12 protein-coding genes and 1 tRNA gene are annotated in these 12503 nt (G+C 39.3%); 5 read left to right on the forward strand and 8 right to left on the reverse strand.

The features are described 5' to 3' along the window. Window positions 1-8: 8 nt before the first annotated feature. Both M3P19_RS07425 and M3P19_RS07430 read left to right on the forward strand, forming a co-directional pair. On the forward strand, window positions 9-1520 hold the full coding sequence (locus M3P19_RS07425) for a RagB/SusD family nutrient uptake outer membrane protein (protein ID WP_249657023.1): 1512 nt from the start codon (window positions 9-11) through the stop codon (window positions 1518-1520). A gap of 3 nt (window positions 1521-1523) precedes the next feature. Next, on the forward strand, window positions 1524-2018 hold the full coding sequence (locus M3P19_RS07430; protein ID WP_249657024.1) for a hypothetical protein: 495 nt from the start codon (window positions 1524-1526) through the stop codon (window positions 2016-2018). A 68-nt stretch (window positions 2019-2086) separates the two neighbouring features. On the opposite strand, the gene M3P19_RS07435 is transcribed toward M3P19_RS07430, so the two are convergent. The 7 genes from M3P19_RS07435 to M3P19_RS07465 form a co-directional block, all read right to left on the reverse strand. Further along, window positions 2087-4219 carry a peptidylprolyl isomerase gene (locus tag M3P19_RS07435; RefSeq protein ID WP_249657025.1) on the reverse strand — a complete coding sequence of 711 codons (2133 nt, stop codon included), beginning with the start codon at window positions 4217-4219 and terminating at the stop codon, window positions 2087-2089. Between the two features lie 84 nt (window positions 4220-4303). Next, a complete protein-coding gene (locus M3P19_RS07440) occupies window positions 4304-5593 on the reverse strand; it encodes a hemolysin family protein (protein ID WP_249657026.1) in 1290 nt (429 codons plus the stop codon). A 6-nt stretch (window positions 5594-5599) separates the two neighbouring features. Then, the gene (locus M3P19_RS07445) at window positions 5600-5803 is read right to left on the reverse strand and encodes a hypothetical protein (RefSeq protein ID WP_249657027.1); all 204 of its coding nucleotides are present in this window, start codon (window positions 5801-5803) and stop codon (window positions 5600-5602) included. Then, window positions 5796-6407, reverse strand: a complete 612-nt coding sequence (gene lptC / locus M3P19_RS07450) for an LPS export ABC transporter periplasmic protein LptC (RefSeq protein WP_249657028.1) — start codon at window positions 6405-6407, stop codon at window positions 5796-5798. The genes M3P19_RS07445 and lptC overlap by 8 nt, the downstream gene beginning before the upstream one ends. Before the next feature lies 1 nt (window position 6408). After that, on the reverse strand, window positions 6409-7782 hold the full coding sequence (locus M3P19_RS07455) for a tetratricopeptide repeat protein (RefSeq protein ID WP_249657029.1): 1374 nt from the start codon (window positions 7780-7782) through the stop codon (window positions 6409-6411). 102 nt (window positions 7783-7884) lie between these two features. After that, window positions 7885-9141, reverse strand: a complete 1257-nt coding sequence (locus M3P19_RS07460; RefSeq protein WP_249657030.1) for a BamG family beta-barrel-assembly machinery protein — start codon at window positions 9139-9141, stop codon at window positions 7885-7887. Continuing rightward, a complete protein-coding gene (locus M3P19_RS07465; protein ID WP_249657031.1) occupies window positions 9142-9870 on the reverse strand; it encodes a type III pantothenate kinase in 729 nt (242 codons plus the stop codon). 108 nt (window positions 9871-9978) lie between these two features. Here M3P19_RS07465 and M3P19_RS07470 point away from each other — a divergent pair. After that, window positions 9979-10051 (forward strand) — tRNA-Phe (locus tag M3P19_RS07470). Window positions 10052-10122: 71 nt separating this feature from the next. Here M3P19_RS07470 and M3P19_RS07475 read toward each other — a convergent pair. Then, entirely contained in the window at window positions 10123-10794 is a 672-nt protein-coding gene (locus M3P19_RS07475; protein WP_249657032.1) for a CPBP family intramembrane glutamic endopeptidase, read from the reverse strand. A gap of 263 nt (window positions 10795-11057) precedes the next feature. Between M3P19_RS07475 and M3P19_RS07480 the strand changes: the two genes are divergently transcribed. Then, complete coding sequence (locus tag M3P19_RS07480; RefSeq protein WP_249657033.1) at window positions 11058-11978, forward strand: TolB family protein; 921 nt, start codon at window positions 11058-11060, stop codon at window positions 11976-11978. A gap of 136 nt (window positions 11979-12114) precedes the next feature. Beyond that, on the forward strand, window positions 12115-12486 hold the full coding sequence (locus M3P19_RS07485; protein ID WP_249657034.1) for a hypothetical protein: 372 nt from the start codon (window positions 12115-12117) through the stop codon (window positions 12484-12486). Window positions 12487-12503 lie beyond the last annotated feature (17 nt).

The raw sequence follows: 12503 nt of genomic DNA on the forward strand, positions 1-12503 counted from the left end.
AATATATCATGCGAAAAATAGTTTGTTTTTTAATTACAATGACCATCTTGTCATGTTCGCAAGAGGAATTCAATATTCCAAACAACAATCAAGCAGATGCTGAACGTGTTTTGGCTAATGCAACCGATTTCCAAAATTTTAATATCTCAAATCATTCAGCTTTATTTGACAACCAAATTGAGTTTCAAGGTATTTATTTTAGAGCCTTGGCAGATCAGTTTTCTACAACCAATGCATTCAGGGGATTTTGGGATTTTTGTGACCAACCTAGAAGACAAGTCATAAATTCAACTGCAAATGACGACCTTGGTCTTCAAGCTGGTGGACCATGGAATGGTTTTAACTCTGTCATCAACAATGCCAACATCGTCATTGACAACATTGAAAATAATGACGGCCAAGTAATCGTAGATGAAGTAGACTTAACCGATCAAGAATTGGCAGCCGCTTATTTTGATAAAGGTGTTGCCCAAGGTTACTTAGCATTAATTTACGATAAGGCATATATTGTTAATCCAGATACCGACCCTGGTGCTTTGGAATTTTCCACATACCAGGAAGTATTTGAGGCTGGCGTTGACAATATCGAAAAAGGTCTGCAATTGGCTCAATCAGTTGCAGAATTTACATACCAAGTGTATCCTGGAGGTCAAATCTTAGATGAAATGATGTTCGAGCAATTAGCGAATAGCTATTTAGCAAGGCTTTCCATTGGTCTACCAAGAACGAACACGGAAGCATCAAGTTTAGACTATAATGCCATTATAAATTATGCTAGTAATGGTATTAGTGAAGATTTTAGTCCAGAAGCTACAGAATCTGTTTTTTTCAACAATTTGCAAGATTGGTCCTTGTTCTTGTTAAGTGATGGGGCTGGGTATATGCCTTCCGATCAAAAAATTCCTCATTTAGTAGACCCTACTTATGATACTGATTACCCCACTGATGAAACAATTATTTTAGATCCTGCCATAGACAATGGGGATCCAAGATTTGAGGAATATTACGAATATGTAGGCGAGTTGTTTGGTTTTTTACGAGCATCCCGTGGACGATATTTGTTCTCGAGTTATAGAACTAAAAAGTTTTATAACGGTAACGACCAAAATCAAACGGGACTGCCTACCAATATAATGGCTGCTGCTGAAATGCAGTACATCATCGCAGAATGCCATTATAGATTGGGAAATTACGATGCAGCGGTTGCAGTACTCGATTCCTCACCCAGAGGGACCGTAGGAAACCAATCAACTACTGCCGCAGGCCCCAATGTGCTTAATGCGTTGTTATATGAAGTTTCAATTGAACTGGATTTAGCTTCAGGAATTTGTGTTGAATGGTGGTTTATGAGAAGACATGATATGTTGCAAGCTGGATCACCCACAATGTACCCTGTTCCAGCATCAGAATTGGAAATATCTCAGGATGAGATATATACTTTTGGTGGTCCTGCCGCGGCAGGCGAAACAGGAACAGCATCAGGCGATAATGACTGGCGAAATATTGACCTTGTTTATTGACCTATGCAATTAATCAAAAAAGGAAAGCCGCTTTTAAAGCGGCTTTCTATCATTAAGAAAGTCTCTTGGTTTATCATTATTCCAATAGCAATTACCAGTTGTATACGAGGAACTTCAAAAAAAAGCAGCTGTATTGAAGGTCCTGAGGTGGTTATTTTATTTACTAGGCCTTTCATCTATAGCAAGAAAGATTTTTTATCAATTGATGGTATTGATTTCACTCATGTTGGCCATTTGGACAGTTTAAATCTAGGCGACTACTTGCCTAACAATAATCCAATAATTTTAGAATTGAATGGTAAGCAAGCCAGAGAAGATTCCAATGAAATTACCATTGGCAGAGCTTTAGCCAGAAATTTAAAAAGAACAGGGGATTATAGAATTCTAAATGGACCTGAATTACTTACGTCGGGAAAACTCAAGTTTGCCAGGAAAGATAACAAGCCGATATCCATTTGCTCCTCATTGAACTACAATGCTCATATAGGAACCAATTAGTCCGTCAATTTTCAAAACCAAAAAAAGCCACCTAAAAGGTGGCTTTTCATTTTATCGTATAACTACTACTAGTAAAAAGTAGCGCGCTTATCCTCTATTTCAGCACCTTCTTTTAAGGCATTGAAAACTTCACCGTTAACGCGGTTAGCGGCGTTGGTTCGCAAGGTATTTGCATACGTACTGAAGTTATCTACATTAGGAGCAACTTCCCTTTTGGTCACCTTGATTTTGAATACTCCCGTTTCACCTTTAATCAAATCTGAAGTGCCATCTTGACCTAACGCAAATGCGTTTCCTACTACCAATGGCTCTCTACCTGCACCTGGTAAGGTAGGTGACTTCATAGTCAGGGCAGAAGCATTGGACTGAGCAACACTATTATCGGAAGCAATCGCTTCCATGCTTTTGTTCTGGTTGGCCGCGATGATTTGCTCAGCTTTTAGTTCCTTTCTGATTCTTGGCAACGCTGCGGTGGATGCATCCTCTGGGGACATCAATCCTTCCTTGTATTTCTTTACCAATTGCACAACAGCATACCCGTTGTTCACATTGAATCGCTTGATATCACCTACTTCAGTGTCATCATTGAACGCCCATTGTACTATACCACGCTGAGAGGACAGTCCAGGAAGGTTCTCGTCCATCTCTTTAATTCTGTTTACCGGTCTTGTAGTGTAGCTACTTTCTGCTGCTATAGTTCCAAAGTTCTCAGGTTCTGCATCAATACTTGCCATTTCAAACTTAGTGGCATCTGTAAACAAGGTGTTGATGGTTTCTTCTGAAGGTGCTACTTCACGAGACAAGGTAGCTACCTGAACCAAATCTTGTTTGTCATCAATTTTAATGATGTGGAATCCAAATGGTGTTTCTACCATACCGATTTCTTCCAAATCATGTTCAAACAAGAAGTTTCTATAATTTTCTGCCAAACCTATGTCGGCTTGGGTGTAATATCCTATATCCCCTGATCGTTGTACGGCAGTTGGATCATCAGAATTTTCTCGTGCCAATGTTGCAAAATTAGCATCTGCTTTTCGTGCCTCCGCTAACATGTCATTTGCAGCAGCCTCAGCTTCCTCTTTGGTTCTTGTAACATTTGCACCAGCACGTTGCGCACCTTCGTATGCAAAAAGAATATGACTGGATTTAACGGACCCTTCTGGTTTCTTGTCCATCACCTTACTTACCCTAAAGAAGTCACCGTCTCTATAAGGACCATAGATTTCTCCAATAGCTAACGCCATCAAAGTATCAGCAGCTATTGCTGGCAACGCCGTTTTAGGTTGATAAATGGTATCGAATTTGGTATCTGAATTACGGTCTAGGAAGGCTGCCATATCCTGAGTACTTCTAAAGCCAGGAATAGTATCGGTGGAGTTGGATTCTTGAACATACTCCACAGTGTCACTCAAAAGTGCAGTTATGGCGTCTTCTACGGCCTTCTCATCTTCTGCAGAAGCCTTTTCCTCGAAATACACAAAACGGATATCTCTGGCTTTTTCCTGCTTAAAGTCTTCTTGATGATTGCTTACAAAGGCTTGAATATCACTTTTGGAAACCTGAATGGTACTATCCGCAATAGAGTTGTAAGGCACTCTTACATATTGAATATCCACTTTTTCATTGGCCATTTGATAATCGAACTCACCCTCTGTCAAAGTAGCACCAACACCGCCTTTGATTAGATTGAAATACAAACGCTCTTTGGCCAATTGGATGATACGTTGCTCATCTTGTAACCAAGCATCGTAACGCAATGGATCATTTACACTCCAATCTGCAATAGTACTGCGGAAGACCTCTGCATTGAAAATTCCATTTTCATCTTGGAATTCCGGTATTTGCGCATAGCCTGAAGTTCTCACGAAATCAATGATCTGATCACTTTCCACTTCAATTCCCAAATCTTCGAATTGTTGATCCAAAATGGTTTTTCTGATCTGCTGATCATACACTTGATTTACCAACTGGGTAGAAGAAAAAGAAGGACCAAATCGTCTTGAAGCAGTTTCTACTTCCTTTCTAAAATCATCGATGGAAATACTCTCCCCATTTACCTCAGCTACTGCGGAACCCATCTTAGCACCTCCTGCAAAATCATTACTGGTGAAGACTCCGGATATTACAAAGGCGAACAAAGCCATACCGATAATCAAAATCAGCACTGTTGTTCGTTTCCTAATATTCTCTAATATTGCCATTTTACTGCTTGTTTTCTATATTTTCAGTGGGCGAAAATACCATTTTCTTTTCAAATAGGAAAGCCCAAAAAAGGATGGAAATTGTTAATCTTCAGGCAGAACGTGGACACTTACCAAATCGATTTTGGTATTGGACACTTCCAAAATCTTGAACTCGAATTTGTCAATTTTGACCTCTGCGTCCTGTTCTGGTATTTCACCGGTGCCGTTCATGATCAAACCACCCAATGTTTCATACTCCTCACTTTCGGGTAATTCCAGCTTATAATTCTCATTGATGTAGTCCACTTCCAAACGGGCTGAAAACTTGTACACATTCTCACTAAGCTGTTCTTCGTGCAAATCTGTACTGTCATGTTCATCTTCAATTTCCCCGAAGAGTTCTTCGATTATATCTTCAACAGTCATGATTCCAGAAGTACCTCCATATTCATCAAGAACCACCGCCATGCTTTTACGCTTTTTGGTCAATACATTCAAAATATCCTGAATCAGCATGGTTTCCGGGACAAATTCAACAGGAAGCAGAATACTCTTAATGGTTTTGGGCTTTTTAAACAATTCATAGGAATGAACATAACCTATGATCTCGTCAATATTTTCTTTGTAGACCAGAATTTTTGAATACCCAGTTTCTGTAAAAAGTTTGGTGAGGTTTTTTGGCGTCTCCTCCAATTCCACTGCTGTAATCTCTGTTCTTGGCACCATAACCTCACGTGCTTTGACTGCTGAGAACTCCAAGGCATTCTGAAATATCTGTATCTCAGAATCCACCTCGTCTTCTTCCTCTACGGTTTCCATCTGCTCAGTGATATAATCACCCAACTCCAATTTGGTGAAGGCCAATTGCACCTCATCTCCTTCTGTTTTGAAAAACACTCTTAAAACGAAATCCGATACCTTGATAACAAACCAGGAAATCCATGAGAACAGCACATAGAAAAAATATGCTGGGAAAGCAAAAACCTTAAGCAAGGTATTCGAATAAATCTGAAATAACACCTTGGGAAGAAATTCTGCGGTAATCAGAATAATAAAAGTGGATATCACCGTCTTGGACAACAAACTGAAATCCGTGAGTAAGGCATTAACGAAATTGCTCTCTGATGGCAGAACGGTTTGAAACCACTCCATGAGCAAATCCCCCATTAAAATACCATAAATCACCAAAGCAATATTGTTTCCAATAAGCATTGTAGCAATGAACTTGGACGGCTTTTCCGTGAGCCAAGTCAAAACTTTTGCAAAAAACCCTTCTTGCTTTTTTTCTATTTCAATATGGATTCGGTTGGCGGAGACAAAAGCAATCTCCATTCCGGAAAAAAATGCGGAAAACAGTAAGGACAGTACAATTATTAAAAGCGAGTAGTCCAAACAAATTTAGTGTTGGTTATTTTTTTTTCGTTGCTCAAAACGCTTACGATAACGTCTTCTGAACAGGAACATGGCAATGGAAACAACCGCAAAAAAGATGAAAATATAGGTTTCTTTTGGGTTAACGGACCATAGTGTGGCTATTTTATAAATGGCCAGTATAGCCACTACCAAGTATAGATATTCGGTGTATTTTAAAATCTTAATCATTGAGTTCTTTTTCTTTAATGGTCATAAGACCAAAGGTCTTGTGTGCTTTTAGATAGCTGAAATCTTTGTTGAAATCCATCCCTTCGCCGTCCATAACAGAGCCATCCTCAGGATTTGTATAAGTAAACGCCTGTTCCGTAAAAATCCAATTGTTCTTCCGATCAAAAAACAACTGTGGTGTTTCCAACTTCTTGCCGTCATGGGTTAATATCACCACATTGCCTTGCAAATCGATAAGATTGGTTTGTGAGTATACAATCCCATAATCTGCTGTGATGACACTTTTCTGATCTTGATCATCGTAAACATCAACCTTTAGCCCTTTAGGAAAGGTACGGAATTTAAAAGATTGATTATCGTAGTCCTCAGTGATAGGACTGGTTAGAATGGCAATTACCTTTGAATCTGCCTCATCCTCTGTACCCATTTCTTCTTGGGTCTCTGTATATGTAAGGGTAAAGTTCTGGGCAATTCCTTGAGGAAATACAGGTTTTACAGCTTCCTCCCCAACCCTTTGATAGTCATCCTTACAGGACATAAAAAGGATTGCCACGGTAAAAACCGTGGCAAAACACTTTAAAATATGTTTGGATGTTCTCTTCACCTTATAGGTTAGGCACCTTTACGCTTCCGCCAACCCAGCAACTGAAGGTAACAGTTTTACCTGCCATTCCAGAGCTGAATATCATCTCTTTTGAAGGTGCTCTTTCTGTATAACTAGCGGCAGACTTACTTGCTCTTCCACTTAACGATGGATCAACACGTCCTGCTTTTCTAGCCATGTTGGCAGCCTTCCAATAGATTGCTCTTTTTTCAAAAGGTGTACTACCACAGGCATTTGCACTTCCTGCATACAAGTTGGCAATCAACAAATACGCTTTACCGTTAGATGGATTGGCATCAATGGCCTTAAGGGCATAACTCCTAGCTTGGGACTTGCTACTTCTTCTAACCGTGGTCGCAATTTTATAAAGGATGTTGGATTTTTTAAAGGCATCAGTTTCCAATTCCACAGCTTTGTTAAAATCAGCAATGGCACCTTTGTTGTCTCCAGCTTTTTGCTTTAACACACCGCCATACATGTATGCGTCTGCGGATGGGTCAAGCGCCAATTGTGCTTCAAAAAGCTTCCGGAACATTGGATCATCAGTACATTCTTTGGAGAACATTCTTCCCACAGCACGTTTCACCCAATTTACATCACCTTTTTTGGCCTCATAACTTTTTTCATATAAAGGTATCAAGTTGCCGCAATCTGCAAGTGCCCCTAATTTTGAATCGATACTGGTAGCAATCTTACCGTACGATTTAGAATTGGTTTCATACACCCTCTTTCTTCTGGACTCTTTGGAAGTCAAAGCAGTTCCAGCATCTTCTTTTTCCAATAATTTACTTAAGGACTCCGTAAGTTTTTTGTTTTCTTCTTCTACCTTTCCAGTAACATCATCATATACATCAAAAACTTCTTGAAGGTCATTTTTACCTGCCCCATGTAGGTCTACCAATGTAGAAAAGTACAGGTAAAGTGCTTTTGGGTTTTTAAAGTGTGCTCTGTCTTCTGTAAATGCTTTACCCAACATAGCGTACAATTGCTCGTCTGATGCCATTTTGTTATCATAAGACAATAGTGCTTTGTCTATAGCAACATCTGCAACTGCAAATTTGTTTGGAAAATACTTAAGACTGTTGTCATATAACGACATCAAATCCTGGATGTAACCATCCTTATCCGCACCAGAAGAATTCTTGATTTTGTGGGACAGGATTTTCTCCCCGTAAGAGAAATTGGCCTTGTTGATGTCAGGACAACTCTCATACACCATTTTCCATGGCTCGTAAGCGGCATCGTAATTTTTAACTTTTGCGTGTTCTGCGTAAATGGAAAGATTGGTCATGCACTCAGGATTTTGCGCCTGTGCCATACTTAATCCCATCGACATAAGTACCGCTATCATCGTTAAGTAGTGTTTCTTCGTCATCTTACTAATTTTAAAGTGGTTAATGTACAAATTTTTACAAAAAAAATATCTTAAAGGAGCGGATATCAATGGTTAATTGAAAATATCAGAATAAAACCCCCATCAATTTATTTTTCTTTTAACAAACCATCTATCATTCAAGGATAGTCCAAAATTGAATTTAAAGTAACTCTCCTCGATTAGATTTGCGTCTGTTGTGCCGCGTTTTCCATATTCGAAACCTATGTTCACATTGGAAAAACTAGCACCCAACGGTAACCCAAATCCAAAATTTATGCCAAAATCGTTGATTGCTTCACCATTGACCTCCAAACCGGTAACATCGTATCTAAATCCTGCGCGGTAGGTAATTCGCTTATGGTAGCCTGATAATGATCTATAATCCGGTATATAGTAACCCCCAACTGCAATTGTGCTGGCATCTTTGTATTCCACATTTTGTATCCCTAGGAAATCGTTGGTAAAATCACTGAATTGTTGGAAGCTATACTCTCCTCCCAAAAACCATTTTTTGTTTTCTCCAAATCCAAGTCCTAAAGTAGTCCTTGTTGGAATCTTCAATTCTGTATTTCTGAGGTTGGTGGCATCCAAGTCCACGTCCAATACCTCAATCTCAGCTCCATTGGCCGTTGAAAAAGAACCTAATCTTGCGGAATTCTCAGAAGCGAGGTTGCCCTGGGTATTCACCATTATAGAGGTATATAAGGTATACTTGTCCTTAATTGTTGGCGTATAATTAAGGGAATAATTGAAGTCCAAACCGTTGATTCTGGACTCACGACGATCCAACGTACCAAATTGCACGCCTTCCACACTTTGGATTCGTTGGTATTCCAAGGTTCCAAAATTAAAGTTTCCGGTAACCCCAATACTTACATTCTTTATCGGTTCAAAACCAAGTGAGAGAAATATTCGGTTCAATCCTCCTTCACCAGTGTATGCATTGGAAATTGTTCCATCCGCACTATCATCCCGAAGCTCGTAACCTACGGAAGATAATGGCATCAAACCAAATCCAACACCTAATTTTTTGGCAATAGGAAATCCAATGGCCAAGTAATCCAAATTGGTGACTTTGGCACTTTGACTTTCAGTTGCATCCTTTAGATTGAATCGCGTATGGGAAATACCCCCAGTATACGTAGTCAAACGAAGTTTGGAATAGGCTGCCGGATTCCTGAGGTTCATGTGGATACTATCCGTATATAGACTTAATCCACCCATCATTTGGTTCTCAACAGTACCACCCGTTCTAAGGTCTCCGATACCAAAATAAGAATAAGGTGATATGGTTGCATTTTGCGCGAAGATGCCATGAGCGGCCACGCAAAAAAAAGCGATCAAAAATTTCTTAATCATCTAGCGTTTGTTGTATTCCAGCAAGTAGTTTAGCCCCTCCAAGAGAAATTTAGAATTCGCAAATATGGTATTTTTTAGCTTGTTAGCAAAAAAATGGAAGTCACCTCCTGTTAAAATAACTGTTAAATGTTCAAAGCGAGACCGATACTGATCAATTACGCCATCAATTTCTTGCAAAACACCATTAATCACACCACTGTGCATACTTGATTCCGTAGTGTTGCCAATAAAATCCATAAGTTCCTCTGGTTCCAAAGAAGGCAACGCTGCCGTTTGGTTGTTCATTGCTTTATAGCGCATACGGATTCCAGGGGAAATGGCACCTCCAACATATTCACCTGCATCATTTATCATATCATAGGTAATACAGGTACCAGCATCTATGACCAAAGTGTTCCTCCTCGGATTTTTGTAAAATGCTGCTGTTGCCAAGGCTACTCTATCCATACCAAGGGTATTGGGCGTAGCATAGCTATTCTTAAATGGCACCTTGGATTCGTGCGTCAACACATGGACTTTACAGAATAAGGAAACAATGTCCTTTTCCTTGTGCTCCAATTTACCCACCGAAGCTATGAGCGCCCGATTGATTTTAGGATACTGTTCAAACAATTGTTTCACTTTTGAAACGAACATTCCAGCATCCGAACTTTCATCAAAAACCAATGTACTGTTTTCAAATACAGCGTATTTGATTCTTGTATTGCCAATATCAATGACCAGGTTCATACCACAAAGATCGAGAAATGGAAAAAAACCAATGCCTTTTTTCTTGTTTTTGTTTGTATATCCTAATTTTGAAATTATATTTGCACCCGCCTTTGTAAAGGCATGGGAGGTACCTTAGCTCAGTTGGTAGAGCAACGGACTGAAAATCCGTGTGTCCCTGGTTCGATTCCTGGAGGTACCACATAAAGCCCCTGTAAAACATTGCTTTTGCAGGGGTTTTTCTTTTTATTGAGTTAAAACCGAAGGAACGATTTAATACACACCAGGATACTGGCCAAGATAAATCAAAACAAGTGCGAGTGTGTTAGATACACCATGCGCAACAATTGGCACAGGCAACCGCTTGTTGGAAGAAATAAAAACGACTCCCAAGAGTATCGCATTGATTCCTTCTTGAACCCATCCGGAAACACCTTGCTCCGTATGGCCCCAACCAAACAAGATACTGGATAGTACAACAGCCAGAAACCATGCTAGTTTTGTGTTTTGGAATAATCCAGCGATTCGATTCATCAAAAATCCCCTAAAACAAATTTCCTCACCGAAAGCACCTAACAGCCATGATAAAGCCAAATAGATGACCAACAACACAAGATTTCCTTTAATTTCAGAAAGCTCAGTCAAATCTGGTGAGGTTCCAAAATAACCATTGATCATCGGTGACAAGACAAAAATTGCGAAGAGTTCCATGAGTACTCCTATTAAAACCCCAAGAGCAATCTGCTTATAGACATTAGCTCCACCAAAACCCCACCCAATGGATGCAAAAGTTTCTTTTCGTACGCGAAGTATTAGGAAAATAAGGGGTACCAAATAAATGGTTTGGGAGATTGGCAACACATTTATCGCATCCAGATATACCACTAAAACAAATATGGCGATATCAACTATCAGCTTCCATTTTTCTGTAAATCGTTTTTCCATTTTTTAATTGATTTGATTGATGACAGGGCAGTACCCTATTGATGAAGGTCAATTATATCAATTAGAAGCAGCAAACTAAATTGAACCTTGTTCGGAATTGCAATTCCGAACAAACCGAATCAAAGTGAATTGGCAGGCATTAAAAAGCTACTCATCACCATTTCATAGCTTTCATCACATAATTAAAGGTGCCCAAATCAATTTGATCGAAATTGAAGCTGCATTGCCTTAGATTTAATTGAATTATCTAAACAGACCCTACCATGATCTACTATAAAATGATTATTCTGTGTGTTTTAACGGCATGGCTCAGCAATTTTGGGTTAGCACAAGAATCCTATCAACAAGACTTTGGCCCACGTCTTTCACCAAATGGCAAATCGGTCGTTTACTATTCCTATCGCAATGAACAGCTTCCTGATATTTATCTAATGGATTTGGATTCTAGAACCGAATTGCAAATCACGGCTAGTACTTCTTCCTGGGATTTAAATCCCACCTGGTCATCGGATGGCTCCTATATCTATTTTTCATCGAACAGGGATGGGGAAATGAGCATTTTCCGAATAAAACCAGATGGTTCTTCCTTAGAAAAAGTTACTAAACCAAAAAAGGGTTTTCGACATTCCGAAATCAGTTTTTCTGCTGATGGAAAATTTATGCTTTATGCAGAGTTTAGACCGGACAAAAAAACGGCATTGATACTGAGAAATACCGCAAGTAATGAAGTTCAAGTAGTTTTAGAATCCAAGAAAAGTGGGGATGAGTTCTACAAGCCCGCCTTGCATCCCAATGGCAATGAAATCGTTTTTCTCAAAAACATGGCGAAAGATTCCACCTATATTTTTGACCTGTTTTCCTTGGATGTTTCCACCAAAAAAATCACCAACCTCACCAATAGCCCCAATAGCAGTGAACGAATGCCAAATTGGTCTCAGGATGGTGCATACTTACTATACAGCAATAATGCTGGCGGCCACACTTTTGACCTCCATAAAAGAAACCATAAAACGGGCAAGACCAAACAGGTCTCCTTTTTTGCAGACCGCCAAGAACTCAATGCCAGCCTCGGCCATTCCAAATTGGTTTATGATGCGGGTAATTATGGAATGGAAACGGATGGCAACACCTTTATCTTTATGGCGGATGAGCATGGCAAAAACATTGAACAGCTCACCCATTAAAACTAGCCTGCTGCTTTTTTTCAGATTAATTTGATTTTATGTTCCAATTGATTGAATATTGGTGAGAATCGAGTTAATTCACCCTTATTGCTTCAAATCACCATTTCTTTTTTAATTTGAAACTTCAATAGCAGTCTTGGAAACTAATCACAACTACAAAAACTGGAAATCTCGTTTTGAAGCATCTCGGAAAGCGGAGAAAAAAAAGAATATCATAATCTTCTGTTTCACGATTTTAATTTTTACCGCCACTTATTTGTGGTGGATTGATGAGTTAAAGTTTGTAGGGCGGAGAACTGCTTTAATCCCTGCAGTTGTAAAGGAAGAACACATGGTGCACTTTGTTCGAAGCTACTATTACCAAGAAGCAACATTTGAATACGAGTATCAAGGCGATACATTTAATGCCTCGTTCGATATTTGGAAAAATAGATTTTTTGTTCAGGTAGGGGATACTCTTCTTTTAAAAATTGCCGTAGGTAATCCCAGTATTTCAGAATTGTATTGATCCTTCAGAAGTCCTAT

This window comes from Flagellimonas spongiicola (assembly GCF_023502425.1).
Classification (GTDB): Bacteria; Bacteroidota; Bacteroidia; order Flavobacteriales; family Flavobacteriaceae; genus Flagellimonas; species Flagellimonas spongiicola.

What these genes read in the sequence shown, in the direction of transcription:
- M3P19_RS07430 (WP_249657024.1), top strand. Translation starts at nt 1,524, where the DNA reads ATGCAATTAATCAAAAAAGGAAAGCCGCTTTTAAAGCGGCTTTCTATC.
- M3P19_RS07445 (WP_249657027.1), bottom strand. Translation starts at nt 5,803, where the DNA reads ATGATTAAGATTTTAAAATACACCGAATATCTATACTTGGTAGTGGCT.
- M3P19_RS07475 (WP_249657032.1), bottom strand. Translation starts at nt 10,794, where the DNA reads ATGGAAAAACGATTTACAGAAAAATGGAAGCTGATAGTTGATATCGCC.
- M3P19_RS07460 (WP_249657030.1), bottom strand. Translation starts at nt 9,141, where the DNA reads ATGATTAAGAAATTTTTGATCGCTTTTTTTTGCGTGGCCGCTCATGGC.
- M3P19_RS07480 (WP_249657033.1), top strand. Translation starts at nt 11,058, where the DNA reads ATGATCTACTATAAAATGATTATTCTGTGTGTTTTAACGGCATGGCTC.
- M3P19_RS07455 (WP_249657029.1), bottom strand. Translation starts at nt 7,782, where the DNA reads ATGACGAAGAAACACTACTTAACGATGATAGCGGTACTTATGTCGATG.
- M3P19_RS07435 (WP_249657025.1), bottom strand. Translation starts at nt 4,219, where the DNA reads ATGGCAATATTAGAGAATATTAGGAAACGAACAACAGTGCTGATTTTG.
- M3P19_RS07425 (WP_249657023.1), top strand. Translation starts at nt 9, where the DNA reads ATGCGAAAAATAGTTTGTTTTTTAATTACAATGACCATCTTGTCATGT.
- M3P19_RS07465 (WP_249657031.1), bottom strand. Translation starts at nt 9,870, where the DNA reads ATGAACCTGGTCATTGATATTGGCAATACAAGAATCAAATACGCTGTA.